The following is a 15,837-nucleotide window of genomic DNA, read 5'->3' on the forward strand; positions in this document are numbered from 1 at the left end:
ATCATTATCGGCAGATTGCGCTCCGGGGAAACAGCATTGGTCTGCACTACAGCCGTTTCGCCATACCCAGCCTGTGCCAGCTCAACAACTTACAGGCAAAACAATCCCAAAAGCCGGGTCGAATCCGCGAAGATCGGCTAGGTTGCGGGCCTGGTCTCGATCGGCCTCACACGCCGGCTTCGATCGCTTCCATGTCTTCGTCCGAAAAGCCGAAGTGATGGCCGATCTCGTGGATCAGCACGTGGCGCACGAGGTGATGCAGATCCTCGCCCGATTCCGCCCAAAAGTCCAAGAGCGGCCTACGGTAGAGGAAGACCATGTCGGGCTGGTGCGGCACATCGTGGAGGCTCTTGCGGTCGAGCGCGGTGCCGCGATAGAGGCCGAGAATGTCGAAGGGGCTTTCGAGCCCCATGTCGCGCTCGGTCTCCTCGTCGGGAAACTCGTCGACCCGGATCACCACGCCCTCGGCATGCTGGCGCAGCGCCTCCGGGATCGAGGCGAAGGCCTCGTAGGCGATCGCCTCGATGTCGGCGAGGCTCGGCGGTTTGGTGCTGGCGATAGCCATGGCCCGAAATTAGCGATGCTTGCGCGCGCCCTCAAGGCGCGTTAACCAAGCCCGATAGGCGACCAAGGGAGAATGCGATGGCAGGCAAGCTCACCGGCGCCGGGCGCGCCAAGGCGATCTCCCAGCTTCCCGGCTGGAGCGAGGTCAAGGATCGCGACGCCATTCAGAAATCCTTCAAGTTCAAGGATTTCAATGCGGCCTGGGGGTTCATGGCGCGCATCGCCTTGATGGCGGAGAAGCTGGACCACCATCCCGAGTGGTTCAACGTCTACAACCGTGTCGACATCACGCTCTCGACCCATGATGCCGGCGGCGTCAGCGAGCGCGACATCAAGCTCGCGACCTTCATCGAGAGCGCCGCGCGGGAGTGACCTGAGCTGGCGAAACATCGTTCCGCGTCCAGCGGCTGGATCACGTGCATATCCATGTGAGCGACCGCAAGGCCGCCCTCGATTGGTGCCGACGCTACCGCGGCTGCATGCGGATGGCGCCGTCGAGGCGGATGACTTCGCCGTTCAGCATCGGGTTGTCGATGATCGCCAGCACCAGGCGGGCGTATTCCTCGGGTTTGCCGAGGCGCGAGGGGAAGGGGACGCTGGCGGCGAGGTTGGTCTTGACCTGCTCGGGCATGCCGATCAGCATCGGCGTGGCGAAGAGCCCGGGCGCGATCGCGACCACGCGAATGCCATGGCGGGCGAACTCGCGCGCAGCCGGCAAGGTCAAGGCGACGATGCCGCCTTTGGAGGCGGCATAGGCGGCCTGGCCGATCTGGCCTTCATAGGCGGCGACCGACGCGGTGGAGATGATGACGCCGCGCTCGCCATCGGCCAAGGGCGGCAGCGCCTGCATGCCGGCGGCGGCCAGACGCATGATGTTGAAGCTGCCGATGAGATTGATCTCGATCACGCGGCGGAACTGGTCGAGGGCCATCGGCCCGTCCTTGCCGACGATGCGGTCCGCCGGTCCGATCCCGGCGCAGTTGACGGCGATGCGGGCCGGGCCGTTGACCGCCGCCGCGCCGGAAACCGCCGCCTCGCCCCAGGCGGCATCGGCCACGTCGCAGGCGATGGCGAAGGCGCCGATATCGGCCGCCACCCGCGCCGCCGCCTTCTGGTTGACGTCGAGGATCGCCACCTTGGCGCCCGCACCGGCCAGCGCGCGGGCCGTCGCCTCGCCGAGCCCCGATCCGCCGCCGGTCACCAGGGCCGGCACACCTGCCAGCTGCATTGTCGTTTCCCCCTTTATCCCGCGCTTAGTCGACCCAGAGCGCCATCATGTATTCGTCGCGGTACTGGCCGCCGACGAATACCTGGCGGTGCAGCACGCCTTCGCGCTTGAAGCCTTGACGCTCATAGAGGGCGAGGGCCGACACATTGTCGGCCCGCACCGTCAGCATGAAACGGTGCTTGGCGTGCTCGGAACCCCATTCTCGGAGCATCTTGAACATGGAGGTGGCGATGCCGCGTCCCTGAAAGGTGCGGAGCACGCCCACGCCCAGGATGTTGCAGCTGTGACGGATGGCCCGGAATTGGCCGGCATGGGCCTCGATATAGCCCACGAGCTGCCCGCCGGCAGAGGCGATGACGATGATCCCGTGCTCGCCTGATGCCCGCGTGCCGATATGCTCGGCCAGCCGGTCCGCCGACAGCACCTGCTCGCCGGGCTGGGGCCCGAGGAAGTCGGTCTCGGCTATGAGCTGGCCCAAGAGCCGGATCAGCGTGGCTGCATCGGTCACCGTCGCCCGGCGGACATGGGCGGCGGCGGGAGCGGACGCCGGATGCTGGGTTTGCTCGGCCACGCTTCTTACCTCATGGGGCAGCGTCTCGTTATAGTCTTCGGCAGGCGGGTTCGTCAGCGATCTTTCTGGAGCGGGTCAAGATTTTGGCTCGAGCGCCTTCGGCAGCGGATGCTCGGCGGTCGCCGCCGCGGCCAAAGCGGAACGGGCGACGATCGCCTCACGGTGCGCGATGTAGACCGACGCGGCGGCGATGATGGCGCCGCCGATCCACACGAACTGGTCGGGTACCTCGCCGAAGGCGATGTAGCCGATGAGCGCCACGAAAGGCAGCCGGATGTAGTCGATCGGCAGCACCGCGGAGGCATCGGCGCAGGCGAAGGCCCGGGTCTGGCACAGCGCGCTGGTGGTGCCGACGACGCCGACGAGAAGGCAAAGGCCGAGCGCCTTCAAGGAGGGCGTCTGCCAGACCAGGAGTGCGGGGCCCAAGGCCATCGGCGTCAGATACAGCATGGTGTAGGTGACGATCGCGTTCGCGGCTTCGGTGCGCGCCAAGGTCTTGATCAGGAGCACCGAGGCGGCCGCGGTGACCGAGGAGAAGAGCGCCAGCATCGCCGGCAGGCCGATGTCCTGGTGGCCGGGGCGCACGATCAGGAGGACGCCGAGGAAGCCGACGATCGTGGCCGACCAGCGCCTGAGGCGCACGGTCTCGCGCAGGATCAAGGCCGCCCCCATGGTGGCAAAGAGCGGCGTGGTGAAGCCAAGCGCGGTCGCTTCCGCGATCGGCATGCGCGAGACCGCGTAGAACCAGGAGAGCAGCGAGGCGGCGGCGATGAGCGCCCGCAACCAATAGAGCCGCATGCGGGTGGTGCGCATTGTGCCGAGCCCCGAGCGGATGAGCCAGGGCAGCATGTAGAGGACGCCGAAGACGCAGCGGAAGAACGCCACCTGCATCGGATGCAATTCGCTGGACGCCAGCCGGATCGCGGTGGACATGAAGGTGCCGGTGCCGGCAGCAGCCAGCATCCACAGCATGCCCTCGACGGCAGCCGATTTTGGGGCAAAGCGCGCAAGCAAGAGGGATGGCCCGCTACTGTCGACCAAGCGGACCTTGCCCGGCGCCGGATCGGCGCGGTATAGCACGGAACATCGAGCCGCCTGAGGAACGAAGTCTAGGACGGCGAGAGCCCAAGGGATAGGGGGAAGCGAACAATGGACTCGTCCAACGAGGCGCCGCTGTGGCAGCCGACGCCGGAGCGGATCCAGCGGGCGAACCTCACCGGCTTCATCGCCCATATCGGGCGCGCATTTGGCGTCAAGATCGCCGACTATCCCGGGCTCGATGAGTGGTCGATCCGCGAGCCGGAGCGGTTCTGGCAGGCACTCTGGTCCTATGCCGGGGTCAAAGCCGCCGCCCAAGGCGAGCGGACGATCGAGAACCCCGGAAAGATGCCCGGGGCCAAATTCTTTCCCGACGCCAGGCTCAACTTCGCCGAAAACCTGCTGAGGCGTCGCGGGAATGAGGACGCCATCGTCTTCTGGGGCGAGGATAAGGTGCGCCGGCGCTTGAGCTGGGATGAGCTCCAGGGTGCGGTCGCCGGCTTCGCCGCGGCCTTGCGCGGCCAGGGTGTGAAGCCGGGCGACCGGGTCGCCGGCTTCATGCCGAACATGCCGGAGACGGTGATCGCCGCGCTGGGTGCTGCCAGCGTCGGCGCGGTGTGGTCGTCATGCTCGCCCGATTTCGGCGTGAGCGGCGTCATCGACCGCTTCGGCCAGATCAAGCCCAAGATCCTGGTGGCGGCCGAGGGCTACTACTACAACGGCAAGGCCTTCGACACGCTCGGCAAGCTCCAGGAGATCCTGGCTCAGCTGCCTACCGTCGAGAAGGCGGTGATCGTCTCCTATACGCGCGAGAGCGCCGATCTCTCGAAGCTGCCGCGGGCGCTCCCTTGGGCGGAGTTCGTCAAGGTAACGGGCAAGGGTGCCATCGCCTTCGAGCAGCTCCCCTTCAACCACCCGCTCTACATCCTCTACTCCTCGGGTACCACGGGCGTGCCCAAATGCATCGTGCACGGCGCCGGCGGAACGCTGCTCCAGCATCTGAAAGAGCACCGGCTGCATTCCGACGTGAGGGCCGGCGACCGGGTGTTCTACTTCACCACCTGCGGCTGGATGATGTGGAACTGGCTGGTCTCGGCGCTGGCATCCGAGGCGACGCTGCTCCTCTATGACGGCTCGCCGTTCCACCCCTCCGGAAACATTCTCTTCGACTACGCCGATGCGGAGACATGCACGCTCTTCGGCACTTCGGCGAAGTTCATCGATGCCGTCGCCAAGGCGGGCCTGAAGCCGCGCCTGACCCACAGCCTCGCCAGCATGCGCACGATCTGCTCGACCGGCTCGCCTTTGGCGCCGGAGAGCTTCGATTACGTCTATGCGGACATCAAGGCCGATGTCTGCCTCTCTTCGATCTCCGGCGGCACCGATATCGTCTCCTGCTTCGCCTTGGGCAATCCCGTGGGCGCAGTGTGGCGCGGCGAGCTGCAGGCGCGCGGGCTCGGCCTCAAGGTCGAGGTCTGGGACGAGGACGGCAACCCGGTCCGGGGCGAGAAGGGCGAGCTCGTGTGCACGGCGCCGTTCCCCTGCATGCCGATCGAGTTCTTCAACGATCCCGACGGGGCGAAGTACCGGGCCGCCTATTTCGAGAAATATCCGAATGTCTGGTGCCACGGCGACTATGTCGAGCTGACCCAGCATGACGGCCTCATCATCTATGGCCGCTCCGATGCGACCTTGAAGCCGGGCGGCGTGCGCATCGGCACCGCGGAGATCTACCGGCAGGTCGAGCAGATCGACGAGGTGGTGGAGAGCCTGGTCATCGGCCAGGACTGGGACAACGACGTGCGCGTGGTCTTGTTCGTGAAGCTCCGCGACGGGATTCCGCTCACCAAGGAGATCGAGGACAAGATCCGCAAGCAGGTGCGCATCGGCGCCAGCCCTCGGCACGTGCCGGCAAAGATCCTGCAGGTCGCCGACATTCCGCGCACCAAGTCAGGCAAGATCGTCGAGCTTGCGGTGCGCAACGTGGTGCATGGCCGGCCGGTCAAGAACGTGGACGCGCTCGCCAACCCGGAAGCGCTCGCGCTCTATCGGGATCGCGCTGAGTTGGCGAGCTGATGAGCAGGATTGCAAGTGCCATACGAAGACCCTCACCCCGACCCTCTCCCGCGGTGCGGGAGAGGGTGCCGAGCGAAAGCGAGGCGGGTGAGGGTCTTCATGGTTGGAACGCGGTGAAGCCACGACCGATGAGCACGGAAGCGTGAGCGATCTGCTGCAGTCCTTGTCGCGCCGCAGCGTCGAGGAGATCCTGGCCGTGCTCGAGGCGGCGATCGAGGAGCATCAGGCCTGGCTGCAGCGCTGGCATCGTTCGGTCGTCTGCAAGCTGCAGCCCTCCTCCGATCTCGTCTCGGAGAACGCCCACTACCTCTGCCGCTTCGGCAGCTGGTACGACCTGCATGGCGGCGCCGGGATCGTCGACCAGCCGGCCTTCGACGAACTAGGCGACGCCCATCGCCTGATGCATGACCACGGGCGCTGGCTGGCGGCGCGCGCGTGGAAGGATTCCCGGGTGCCGGCGGAGGAGTACGAGGCCTTCATGGCCAAGGTCGTGGCCTTCCAGGGCCAGGCCCGGCGGCTCGAGCGCGCGTTTCGCGCAGCCTTATCCGACCTCGACCCGCTGACCGGCGTGCACAACCGCAAGAGCATGCTGGCCGAGCTCGCCCGCGAGCAGGATCGCGCCCAGCGCACCCATCAGCCCTGTTGCTTCGCCTTGGGCGATCTCGACCATTTCAAGCAGATCAACGACCGCTACGGCCATGTCGTGGGCGACCGGGTGCTCCTGGCGGCGGCGGGCTCGTTCCTGTCGAGCCTCAGGCCCTACGACTCGCTCTTTCGCTATGGCGGCGAGGAGTTTCTATTCTGCTTGCCCGACACCGCGCTCGATCAGGCCCAGCGCACGCTGGATCGCCTGCGCCAGCGCCTGGCCGAGCAGCCGATCGAGGTGGAGGACGGTGAGCGCGTGCAGGTGACCGTCTCCTTCGGCATCGCGTTGGCGATCGCCGACGTGCCGATCGAGACGTTGATCGAGCGGGCCGACCGAGCCCTCTACGAGGCGAAGCAGCAGGGACGCAATCGCGTCGAGGTTTGGCGCGAGGACCTGCCGACGAACCCGGTGGCCTGAATACCCCGGTAGGACTGGTGGAAGCCGGGCGATTGCCTGTACCCTCCGGGGCAAGCGGACAAACGAGCGAGGAGACAGGCCCGTGATCGAGGATGTACACCGCCTCAAGGAGCTGGAGCACATGATCACGCGCATGGGTGCCGTGACCTCGGTGTTTCGCGTGCGCTCCGATGCCATCGGCTGCGCGCGGTTCCTTGCCTTCCAGGAGCTGATGGACGTGTTCATCAAGCTCTGCCGCCAGACGCTGGCCGAGCAGAACGACTTCTGCAAGGAAACGCTCAAGGTCGATGACAAGGATCGCCACGACGTGACCAACTCCTTCAAGGTGATCTTCGGCTACGAGCCGAATGATTTCTTCCGCCCGCCCACGGAAAAGCCGGAAGAATAGGCAAGCGATTTAGACGTGAATATCGCTCTGCGGCCGGCGGTCCGGCCCCGCATCGACGCGCTCGCGGATTCGAAGATTCGCGAAGTCGCCGCTCCGTGGATGACCAATACGGACGTGATCCCGCTCTGGTTCGGCGAGCCGGATCTGCCGACGCCGCGCTTCATCTGCGATGCGGCCTCCGCCGCCATGGCAGCGGGCAAGACCCAGTACACGCCGTCCGGCGGCATTGCCGAGCTCAGGCGGGCGCTCGCCCTCTACCAGGAAGGCTTGAAGGGCCGCGCCATCGATCCCGAGCGGATCGTGGTGACCGCATCCGGCATGAGCGCCATCCAGGTGGTGATGCAGTCGCTCATCGATCCGGGCGACCGCGTCGTCATTCCGCACCCGCTCTGGCCCAATGCCGCCGCGGTGATCCAGGCCCAGGGCGGGACGGTCACGCCGGTGCTGCTCGAAGCCGAGAACGGCGTCTGGCATCTCGATCTGGAGAAGCTGTTCGCCGCCCTCGGCGAGGATGCCCGCGCGCTTTTCCTCAACAGCCCGGGCAATCCCACGGGATGGATGATGACATCCGAGCAGCAGCGGCAGATCCTCGACTATTGCCGCCGCCGCGGGATCTGGATCATCGCCGATGAGGTCTACGAGCGCATCGTCTACGAGGCGCCGGTGGCACCCTCGTTCCTCTCCCTGGCCGAACCCGAGGACCGGGTGATTGCGATCAACAGCTTCTCCAAGACCTGGTGCATGACCGGCTGGCGCCTGGGATGGGTCACGGCACCCTCCTTCCTGGTCGCGACCTTGCATCGCCTGAACGAGTTCAACACCAGCGGCTCCAACACCTTCGTGCAATGGGCCGGGGTGACCGCGGTCGAGGCGGGGGAGCCGTTCGTCGAAGCGCAGCTCCAGCGCTACCGCCGGGCGCGGGATCTGGTGTTCCAGCGGCTTTCCGGCATGCGGCGGGTCTCGCTTCTGCGCCCCGCCGGGGCCTTCTATGCCTTCTTCCGGGTGGATGGCATGAAGGACAGCCTCGCCTTCGCCAAACGCCTGGTGGCCGAGCATCGGGTCGGCCTCGCCCCCGGCACCGCCTTCGGGGCGGGCGGGGAGGGCCATCTCAGGCTGTGCTTTGCCAGCGCACCCGAAACCCTGAGCCGCGCCATGGACCGCATCGAGACGGCGCTCAGCAAGATCTAAGCGCTGCCATGCCATGACCGCATGGCTCCCATGCCGAGCCAAGCATTGTCTGCATGCGTGTCCGCGCACATGTTCGTTGTGCAACGCACAATGACGCGACGGAGTTACCCATGCGGACCCCCTCCACGGCCAACTCGGCCAGCAGTCTTTCCAGCGCGCGGCCCCTCGGCTTGGCCGACCTGCCGCGGCGCATCGTCGACACGCTCTTGCTCTGGCAGCGCCGGGCCTCCGAGCGGCGGCATCTCCTCAGCATGGATGACCGGCTGCTGCAGGATCTGGGCGTGTCGCGCCTCGACGTCGAGTTCGAGGCCTCGAAGCCGTTCTGGCGCGCTTAAGCCCTCGGCCAGCCGTCCCCTGGGCCGGCGGGCTCGCTGGGCTCGGGCTCAGGCGGCGCTGAGCAGCTTTTCCCGCTCCGTCGCCTGCATGCTCGCGCGCTCGTTCATGCGCGCGAGCCAGGCGGCGAGCGTCTTGCCTTTCAGCATGCCCGCGCCTTCCGGCGTCCTCGCGAAATAGGCAAGGTGCGGCGCCAGCATCAGATCGGCGATCGAAATCTGGCCGCCGGCCATGAAGGCGTTGTCGCCTTTCAGTCGCTCGAGCTCGTCCACGCAGATCCGCGCATTCGGCAGCGCAGCGGCGATCACTGCTTCGTCCGGCGTGCCGCCCCGGAACTGCGGCACGATGATGCGCTGCCAGGTGATCGTCGCCGAGACCTGCGGGAAAAAATACCAATCGACGATGCCGGCGATCTGATTCATGCGCGCGGCGGCAGGCACCTCTTTGGGCTGCAGTGCCGGCCCGGGAAAGGCGGCGTCGACGTAGCGCAGGATCGCCTGCGTCTCGTAGAGCCGAAACGCACCGTGATCCAGCACCGGTATACGGCCGAAGGGGTTGCGCTGCAGATGCGCCTCGCTCTTGTGCTCGCCCATTGCCATGGCGGCCAGACGGTAGGAGACACCCTTCTCCTCCAGGCCCAGCAAGGCGCTCCTGACAAAAGGGCTTCCCGGGATGCCGTGGATGGTGATCTCGGCCATGAGTTGCTCTCCCTATCGACAGCGATGGACCTGCCGCCCGATCGCGATGGCATATCGTAAGTGGATACTTACCGATACGTCAAGCCGCTTGCGCGGCACCGCTAGCGCTGGCGCAGCAGCAGGCGGTTCAAGCCATTGAAGGCGGCATAGAACAGCCGGAACTGGCGATCGAACGCGGCCTCGTCCAGATCCTTGGCGACCTCGCCCGTCAGCGCCTGTCGGATTTCACCAAGGCTGGATCGCCCGTCGATGCGCTTTGCGATCGCCGGGGCGAGAGGCGGCAGGGGAGAGCGCAGAATGACGCCGTCGACCTCGGCGGTCAGGGTACCGGATGGCTTGATCCCGGCGGCCACGGTGGCAGGATCGAGATTGCGGAAGACCGGGACCCAATCGGGACTGTCAGGGCTGGCTACGCTCGGCCCGGCGTTGTCGGCTCTAACCGCATAGAGCACGTGACGGGCAAGGTTGCCCGCAAGCCGCTCGGCCGCCGCGGCCCGATCCAAGGGAGCCAGGCGGTCGAAACGCGGCAACAAGGTGGCGTCGCTGACGTAGCTCCTTGGCTCATAGCGCGCGGGCTCGATGAAGGACGACACTCTGAGTCCGGCGCCGGCGAGGAGCTCAGCCAGCTCCGGCACGGAGTAGGAGCGATCCTGGCGATGCAACAGGAGATCGTAGACGCCTGCATCGTCGCCCGTGACGTGATCCCCGACGAAGGGGTTGCGCTGCAACCAGTTGGTGGGCGGAAGCTGGGCCAAGAGCCGTCGCGTCAGCGAGATCCGCTCGCGATCGGGGAGATCGTCGGCGATCTGGCGGATCAGCGCCTGCATCGGATAGACGCCGGTGCGCCCGAAGGTGGCATAGACCATGAGGCCGATGCCGCCCTCGGGCTTGAGCGCGCGCGCCAAGCGGGCGAGCCCGGCTTTTGGATATGCGAGGTGATGCAGCACCCCGCAGCAATCGATGTAGTCGAAGGCCGCCTCCTCGTCCACGGCTTCGATCGCGCGTTGCTCGAAGCTGATGTTGGCAAGGCCCCGCGCCTTCGCGCGGGCCTTCGCCACGGCCAAAGAGGCGCTGGAGAGGTCGATGTAGTTGACCGCCGCCGGAACAGCGCGGTCGGCCAGGTGCTGCGCCAGCATGATCGCCCCGTCGCCGGTACCGCCGCCGGCAATGAGCGCGCGGAACGGCAGGCGCCAGTCGCGTTTGCCGGCGTAGATGTAGTGGTCGATCTCGAGGAGGTGGCTGGGGCTGCCCTCGATCAGCCGCTTCGATTCATCCCGCGGGTCCCGCGGTGGGTAGGGATAGGTTTCGTACTGGGCGCGAACCGGATCGTTGTCGCGAGTCAATGGAAGCCGCCCGTCAGAACGCCGCGTCGCTGGCGGGGTGAATCTGGCCGACCGGGGTGCCGACCCAATTCCTCAATGTTGGGGTGAATTCATCGGCGAGCGATGCGGCCTCCTCCCGGCTGAGCGCGCCCAGGCGGACAAGGGCTTGACCCATGGCGATGCCAGAGGCGCGTCCGGCGCCATCCTCGATCTTGATCGCCACGCCGATTCCCTTCTCCGGCAAGGCCGCCGCATGCACGCCCTCGGCCCCGCCCTTGACCAGGATTCTGCCGCGGCACGCGGCGATCACCTTAGAATCGAAGCGGCCGGTGCCGGCGATCATGAGCGGATTTGCGGCGACCGCGGCGACGACGCGCCGGCAGGCGGCGGCGCGCCCAGGCGAAAGCCCCGTTGGGTCGGCCAGGTGCGCGAGCGCGCGGGCCATCTCGGTCAAGCTCACGCCGAAGACCGGAATGCTGCAGCCGTCGCGCCCGCGCGGGCGCTGCCGCAGATTGGCCTCGCAGAGCTCCTCGAACAACGCGAGGAGCGCCCGCTGCACCGGATGATCGGGGTTGATGTAACCCTTGGTCGGCACACCCAGATGCCGGGCGACGGTGAGAAAGCCCGTGTGCTTGCCCGAGCAGTTGTTGTGGAGCTGGCTCGGCTCGATGCCGGAGCGGATCAGCCTATGGGCGACCTCGGTATAGCTCGGCAGCTGCACGCCGCATTCGAGATCGGCTTCGGAGAGTTCGATCCGTTGCAGCCAAGCCCTAACCGCGTCCACATGCATGGGCTCGCCATTGTGCGACGCGGACGCCAGCGCCACCTCGCGGTCGCTCACCTGGAACCGCTCCGCGGCACCGGATTCGACCAAGACGATGGCCTGCAACGGCTTGATCGCCGAACGCGGATAGATCGGCGTCCCGATCTCGCCCAGGGCCTCGAGGACACGGCCCTTGGCATCGATCACGGCGAGCGAGCCGCGATGGCGGCTTTCGACCATATCGCCACGGGTCACCTCCGCCAGGATCGGTGGGGCGATCATCGGTTCGGCACGTGGGTGGGGGCGGCTGATCATGGGGTGCTGGTGGAGGGATTGTTGACCGGGTTCGCGTCACCTTGCCCCCATGCTCCTCGTGGTGCAAGGTCCGCTTCATGCGCGGCTATTTCGGCATCGGTGTCGAGGGTATCAGCAAGGCGATGAATGTCGGCAGCCTGTTTCGCACCGCGCATGCCTTTGGAGCGAGCTTCGTCTTCACCATCGCCGCCGTCTACGACCGCGACGAGGGCGGGCTCGCCGACACCTCGGACACGGGCGACCAGGTGCCGTTCTACGAATATCCCGATCTCGCCAGCTTCACCCTGCCGCATGGCTGCCAGCTCGTCGGCATCGAGATCGCGAAGGACGCGAACGAGCTGCCGAGCTTTCGCCATCCCCGCACCGCCGCATACGTGCTGGGCTCGGAACGCTTCGGCCTGTCCGAGGCGATGCTCGCCCGCTGCGCCCATGTCGTGCGCATCCCCACGCGCTTCTCCATCAACCTCGCGATCGCCGGCGCGATCGTGCTCTACGATCGCACCATCAGCCTCGGCCGCTTCGCGCCCCGGCCGGTCGCCGCCGGCGGCCCCACCGAATCCTTGGCCCCACCGCAATTCGGCCCGCCCGCCTTCCGCCGCCGCGGGCCTGGGTGAGACGGCCGTCAGAGTCCCGCTCTTGGCTTGATCAGATGATGTCAGTCGGCTTTTCATCGTCGAGGCTTAGCAACACGCCGCGCGGTCGACATCGGCCCAATCGCTGCCGGGCGTGTCCGGCGGGAACGTGCTAACTGTGTTGTGGAGGCCCGCGCCAACGCAGGCGCGCGAGAGGTTCAGGGAATGCCATTTCTGGGTACCGTCATCTTGCTGGCATCCTTGGCATTTCTGCCGGGGATTGTTAGCGCTAGGGCGGATGATCCTCCGGCCGCCTCGCCAGCGGGAGCGCCTTCCCGCATGGTCGTGCGGGTGGTTGAATTGATCCCGCTGCCTGCGGTCGTTCTTGCCCGCGTTGCGGCGCGTCGCGTTGGCGGCGAGGGTGTGACGACCCTCTACGAGATCAATGCCGCCGGGCTGGATCTGCTGCTTGCAAGTCCGGAGCTGCAGTCGGTCGAGGTTGTCGCGACGCCCGGCAGCTCTGCCGCGATGATATCGGCGCTGCCCGCCGATCCTGTCCCTCTGCGCCGCCTGACTATCGATCTTGGTTTCGGCGAACCTACCGCCGCACCGGCATACGCTCCCAATGTTGCCCTCCGTGCCAGCACCGCGATTCCCGGAGCGACGATGCGTGCCGCGCCCGTCGTCAGCGATTTGACGGCGGCAGAGCCGGGCGTCATTGCCTTCCAGATCGAAGATGACCAAGGTGCCGTGCTGCAGGCTGGGTCTGCACCTGATCCTCGCTACGTCCGTGGCGAGCTGTCCGATGCCGATGGTCGGCTCTTCAGGCGTTTGGATGGTTGGGTCGGCGCCGGCGAATTGTTGCTGGACGTCCCCGACTTGCCCGGGGCCGCCGTTCTCAGACTGCGTATCGTCGACCGTGCCGATGGCGGTCCTATCCGGGCCCGCGATAGGATCTTGAGGCTGCCTTGACCGGCGTCTCCCGCGCGTCGATGGGTCGGCGTGCGATAGGTCGGCTCGTGCCGACGAGGCTGATCGTCGTCGTGGCGATCCTCACGGCTGGCATTTCCGATGCCAGGGCGACTGCCGCGGCCCTGCAGACGAACGGCCCTGCCGCCAACCGCGTCAACATAGTCATCCTCGGCGATGGTTATCGCAGCATCGAGCTGTCCAAGTTCGCCACCGATGCCGGCAGCTTGATGGGAACCTTCTTCAGCGAAGACCCCTGGTTGAGCTATCGGACCTATTTCAACGTCTGGCGCATCGATCGAGCGAGCAATCAATCCGGTGGCGCCGATTCCCAAAGCCAGACCCATGACACCGCCTTCGGTTCTTATTTCAATTGCTTCGGCATCCAACGCCTGCTGTGCGCCGATAGCCAGAAGGTCAATACGGCCGTTGCTCAGGAAATGCCGGCTGGCGTACCCATGATGGTCGTCGTTCTGGTCAACGACAGCCGGTATGGGGGATCGGGCGGAGCATTCAGCGTTGTCTCTCTCGATCCCAATGCATCGCAGGTGATGATGCATGAGGTCGGCCACTCGTTTGCGAACCTTTCCGACGAATATGTGGACCCTAGCACTTGCGCGGCCGGCATCTACGGTGCCCCCGTCAACAAGTTCAACGTGGCACCCACCTCCGACCGGGCGTCGCTGCCTTGGACCGCGTGGGTCGATGCGGCAACGCCGCTGCCCAGCCCTGATTCCGGTCCTGACGTGCCCGGCGCATACCTCGGTGGCTATTTTTGCCCTCAATATTTTCGTCCGACGCACGATTCGAAGATGAATCACCTGGGAATACCCTACTACCAAGTCAACCAGGAGCAGTTGCTTCGAAGCATCTATGCGAGAATCAATCCGATCGACTCGGCGTCGCCGGCGTCGAGCAGTGTTGCCGTCGACGGCGGAAGCGATGCCACTTTCAGCGTATCGACGCTGGTTCCCGCCAGTGGATCAGCGTTGTCGATCGCGTGGCGCCTCAGCGGACAGTTGGCTGGCCAGAATGCCACGCTGACACTGTCCGCAGCGGCGCTCGCTGCCCTTCCGACCGGAGGATCGGTTCTCGAGGTCGCCGTGAGCGACCGCACGTCCATGGTGATTCGCGATCCGAACAGCATCATGACGCGACGCCGGTCATGGACCTTGGTCAAAGGCGCTGCCAGCAGCCGTCCTCAGACAGGCTGGTGGTGGAATCCGACAGAGAGCGGCCGAGGCTTCAGCTTCGAGGTCAGCGGCAACAACATCTTTATGTCGAGCTATCTCTACGCAGGTGACGGCACGCCGCTCTGGTTCGTTGCGATGAGCCCTCAGCAGAGCAATCTGACCTTCCAAGGACCGCTCCAGCAATATGCCAATGGGCAAACCCTGTCCGGAAGCTACGGCGTCCCAGTTTTGAGCGGCTCGGTCGGCTCTGTGACGCTCAGCTTCGCCTCGCCAACGGTTGGGCAGCTGACCTGGCCCGGAGGTACCACGCCGATCCAACGCTTTGATTTCGTGCCAGGAGGTGCGGCCGCCGGCCCCGCCGCCGGCATGCCGCAGACGGGCTGGTGGTGGAATCCGGGGGAGGCTGGTAGGGGGTTCTTCTTCGAGGTGCAGGACACCACGATGTTCCTGTCGGGCTACATGTACGACAGCTCCGGCCAGGCCGCGTGGTACATCAGCCAGGCAACGATGAGCTCGCCCACGCTCTATGAAGGCACGCTTCAAGAATATCGAGGCGGGCAAACGCTGGGCGGAGCCTATAAGGCGTCAAGCCTATATGCCGACCGCGGCACGATATCGATTCAATTCTCGACGCCGACGACAGCGATCCTGACCTTGCCGAACGGGACACAAACGCCGCTTCAACGGTTTGGGTTCTAGTCAAGAGCCGGCGCCGAGATTCGCCCAATATGAGCCGCGCCTCTGGGTCATGAGGCTGTTCGAACGGCATGTGTCGAGCCTTCGGTGACACTCCCCATGCTCCCCACCCCGCGCCTCGTGCTGTCGCCGGCGACTACGGGCGATCTCGATCGCCTCTGGCGGCTGCTGACCGACCGCGAGGTCCGGCGCTATCTCTGCGACGACGTCGCGTTGACGCGGGCGGAGGTGGAGCGGCTGCTGGCCGGCTTAGCAATGCAAGACCCTCACCCTCACCCTCTCCCGCGGTGCGGGAGAGGGGGTGGCCGATACCTCGCTCATGCCCCCTCCCCCACACCGCGGGAGAGGGCCGGTGTGAGGGTTGGACTCATCCGATCGCGACGCCGATGCTGCCCGTACTCATAGCGTCGCGCCTGAGCCCAGCGGATTTTGCGAGAGCCGGGCGCGGCGCTCAATAGGTCAGCACGCGAACGTCGTCCTCCATGATCTGGACGACGAGATGCGCCGAGCCGATGAAGCCGGCGCATTCCGGGATCAGGTCCGCCTCGGTCATGTCGAAGAGATCGAGATTGCTCGGGCAGGCGTAGAGCTTGGCGCCGTGCTCATGGGCTTCCTTGATGAAGTCGTAGACGGTCTTATCGGCGCCGGGCTTGACCACCAGCGTCTCGGCGACGCCGCGGCGCATCAGCTTGCCGGCGGTCGCCATGCAGACGACCTCGACCTCATAGTCCATGGCGGCGGCGACCGCGGCCTGGACGAAAGGCGCGCCCAGCTCCTCGCCGTTGCGCGGATCGGTGTTGACGAGCACGATGATGAGCTTGCGGGCCACGCTTGCATTGTCCGGCCTCGGGGCCGCGCTT

At 66.1% G+C, this 15,837-nt stretch carries 17 protein-coding genes; 9 read left to right on the forward strand and 8 right to left on the reverse strand.

The window, feature by feature from the left end; genetic code table 11:
* Positions 1 to 166: 166 nt before the first annotated feature.
* Positions 167 to 565 carry a metallopeptidase family protein gene (locus tag HY058_19725; protein ID MBI3499530.1) on the reverse strand — a complete coding sequence of 133 codons (399 nt, stop codon included), beginning with the start codon at positions 563 to 565 and terminating at the stop codon, positions 167 to 169.
* 77 nt (positions 566 to 642) lie between these two features.
* On the opposite strand from HY058_19725, the gene HY058_19730 reads away from it, so the two are divergent.
* Positions 643 to 936: a 4a-hydroxytetrahydrobiopterin dehydratase gene (locus HY058_19730; GenBank protein ID MBI3499531.1), complete on the forward strand. Its 294-nt coding sequence runs from the start codon at positions 643 to 645 to the stop codon at positions 934 to 936.
* 94 nt (positions 937 to 1,030) lie between these two features.
* Here HY058_19730 and HY058_19735 read toward each other — a convergent pair whose 3' ends face one another.
* The 3 genes from HY058_19735 to HY058_19745 form a co-directional block, all read right to left on the reverse strand.
* The gene (locus HY058_19735) at positions 1,031 to 1,792 is read right to left on the reverse strand and encodes an SDR family NAD(P)-dependent oxidoreductase (protein MBI3499532.1); all 762 of its coding nucleotides are present in this window, start codon (positions 1,790 to 1,792) and stop codon (positions 1,031 to 1,033) included.
* Positions 1,793 to 1,817: 25 nt separating this feature from the next.
* Positions 1,818 to 2,363, reverse strand: a complete 546-nt coding sequence (locus HY058_19740; protein ID MBI3499533.1) for a GNAT family N-acetyltransferase — start codon at positions 2,361 to 2,363, stop codon at positions 1,818 to 1,820.
* Positions 2,364 to 2,438: 75 nt separating this feature from the next.
* Positions 2,439 to 3,443: a DMT family transporter gene (locus tag HY058_19745; GenBank protein MBI3499534.1), complete on the reverse strand. Its 1,005-nt coding sequence runs from the start codon at positions 3,441 to 3,443 to the stop codon at positions 2,439 to 2,441.
* A 69-nt stretch (positions 3,444 to 3,512) separates the two neighbouring features.
* Between HY058_19745 and HY058_19750 the strand changes: the two genes are divergently transcribed.
* From HY058_19750 to HY058_19770, 5 genes are all read left to right on the forward strand, one after another.
* The gene (locus HY058_19750) at positions 3,513 to 5,477 is read left to right on the forward strand and encodes an acetoacetate--CoA ligase (protein MBI3499535.1); all 1,965 of its coding nucleotides are present in this window, start codon (positions 3,513 to 3,515) and stop codon (positions 5,475 to 5,477) included.
* Between the two features lie 142 nt (positions 5,478 to 5,619).
* Positions 5,620 to 6,540: a diguanylate cyclase gene (locus HY058_19755; GenBank protein MBI3499536.1), complete on the forward strand. Its 921-nt coding sequence runs from the start codon at positions 5,620 to 5,622 to the stop codon at positions 6,538 to 6,540.
* Between the two features lie 82 nt (positions 6,541 to 6,622).
* Positions 6,623 to 6,928 (forward strand): hypothetical protein, encoded by a 306-nt coding sequence (locus HY058_19760; GenBank protein MBI3499537.1) that lies wholly within the window; start codon positions 6,623 to 6,625, stop codon positions 6,926 to 6,928.
* A 15-nt stretch (positions 6,929 to 6,943) separates the two neighbouring features.
* Positions 6,944 to 8,116, forward strand: a complete 1,173-nt coding sequence (locus HY058_19765; GenBank protein ID MBI3499538.1) for a pyridoxal phosphate-dependent aminotransferase — start codon at positions 6,944 to 6,946, stop codon at positions 8,114 to 8,116.
* 110 nt (positions 8,117 to 8,226) lie between these two features.
* Positions 8,227 to 8,451, forward strand: coding sequence for a DUF1127 domain-containing protein (locus HY058_19770; protein ID MBI3499539.1), 225 nt, complete (start codon positions 8,227 to 8,229; stop codon positions 8,449 to 8,451).
* Between the two features lie 48 nt (positions 8,452 to 8,499).
* Here the strand turns inward: HY058_19770 and HY058_19775 are convergent, their stop codons facing one another.
* From HY058_19775 to HY058_19785, 3 genes are all read right to left on the reverse strand, one after another.
* The gene (locus HY058_19775; protein MBI3499540.1) at positions 8,500 to 9,147 is read right to left on the reverse strand and encodes a glutathione S-transferase family protein; all 648 of its coding nucleotides are present in this window, start codon (positions 9,145 to 9,147) and stop codon (positions 8,500 to 8,502) included.
* A gap of 101 nt (positions 9,148 to 9,248) precedes the next feature.
* A complete protein-coding gene (locus HY058_19780; GenBank protein MBI3499541.1) occupies positions 9,249 to 10,490 on the reverse strand; it encodes a class I SAM-dependent methyltransferase in 1,242 nt (413 codons plus the stop codon).
* A gap of 13 nt (positions 10,491 to 10,503) precedes the next feature.
* Positions 10,504 to 11,547: an asparaginase gene (locus HY058_19785; GenBank protein MBI3499542.1), complete on the reverse strand. Its 1,044-nt coding sequence runs from the start codon at positions 11,545 to 11,547 to the stop codon at positions 10,504 to 10,506.
* A gap of 77 nt (positions 11,548 to 11,624) precedes the next feature.
* On the opposite strand from HY058_19785, the gene HY058_19790 reads away from it, so the two are divergent.
* From HY058_19790 to HY058_19800, 3 genes are all read left to right on the forward strand, one after another.
* Positions 11,625 to 12,161 carry an RNA methyltransferase gene (locus tag HY058_19790; GenBank protein MBI3499543.1) on the forward strand — a complete coding sequence of 179 codons (537 nt, stop codon included), beginning with the start codon at positions 11,625 to 11,627 and terminating at the stop codon, positions 12,159 to 12,161.
* Positions 12,162 to 12,458: 297 nt separating this feature from the next.
* On the forward strand, positions 12,459 to 13,091 hold the full coding sequence (locus HY058_19795) for a hypothetical protein (protein MBI3499544.1): 633 nt from the start codon (positions 12,459 to 12,461) through the stop codon (positions 13,089 to 13,091).
* Positions 13,088 to 14,980, forward strand: a complete 1,893-nt coding sequence (locus HY058_19800) for a hypothetical protein (protein ID MBI3499545.1) — start codon at positions 13,088 to 13,090, stop codon at positions 14,978 to 14,980. The genes HY058_19795 and HY058_19800 overlap by 4 nt, the downstream gene beginning before the upstream one ends.
* A gap of 448 nt (positions 14,981 to 15,428) precedes the next feature.
* Here HY058_19800 and HY058_19805 read toward each other — a convergent pair whose 3' ends face one another.
* A complete protein-coding gene (locus HY058_19805) occupies positions 15,429 to 15,806 on the reverse strand; it encodes a DsrE/DsrF/DrsH-like family protein (protein MBI3499546.1) in 378 nt (125 codons plus the stop codon).
* Positions 15,807 to 15,837 lie beyond the last annotated feature (31 nt).

This window comes from Pseudomonadota bacterium (assembly GCA_016195085.1).
Lineage (GTDB): Bacteria > Pseudomonadota > Alphaproteobacteria > SHVZ01 > SHVZ01 > JACQAG01.

What these genes read in the sequence shown, in the direction of transcription:
- HY058_19730 (MBI3499531.1), top strand. Translation starts at nt 643, where the DNA reads ATGGCAGGCAAGCTCACCGGCGCCGGGCGCGCCAAGGCGATCTCCCAG.
- HY058_19785 (MBI3499542.1), bottom strand. Translation starts at nt 11,547, where the DNA reads ATGATCAGCCGCCCCCACCCACGTGCCGAACCGATGATCGCCCCACCG.
- HY058_19795 (MBI3499544.1), top strand. Translation starts at nt 12,459, where the DNA reads ATGGTCGTGCGGGTGGTTGAATTGATCCCGCTGCCTGCGGTCGTTCTT.
- HY058_19735 (MBI3499532.1), bottom strand. Translation starts at nt 1,792, where the DNA reads ATGCAGCTGGCAGGTGTGCCGGCCCTGGTGACCGGCGGCGGATCGGGG.
- HY058_19750 (MBI3499535.1), top strand. Translation starts at nt 3,513, where the DNA reads ATGGACTCGTCCAACGAGGCGCCGCTGTGGCAGCCGACGCCGGAGCGG.
- HY058_19725 (MBI3499530.1), bottom strand. Translation starts at nt 565, where the DNA reads ATGGCTATCGCCAGCACCAAACCGCCGAGCCTCGCCGACATCGAGGCG.
- HY058_19790 (MBI3499543.1), top strand. Translation starts at nt 11,625, where the DNA reads ATGCGCGGCTATTTCGGCATCGGTGTCGAGGGTATCAGCAAGGCGATG.
- HY058_19775 (MBI3499540.1), bottom strand. Translation starts at nt 9,147, where the DNA reads ATGGCCGAGATCACCATCCACGGCATCCCGGGAAGCCCTTTTGTCAGG.
- HY058_19770 (MBI3499539.1), top strand. Translation starts at nt 8,227, where the DNA reads ATGCGGACCCCCTCCACGGCCAACTCGGCCAGCAGTCTTTCCAGCGCG.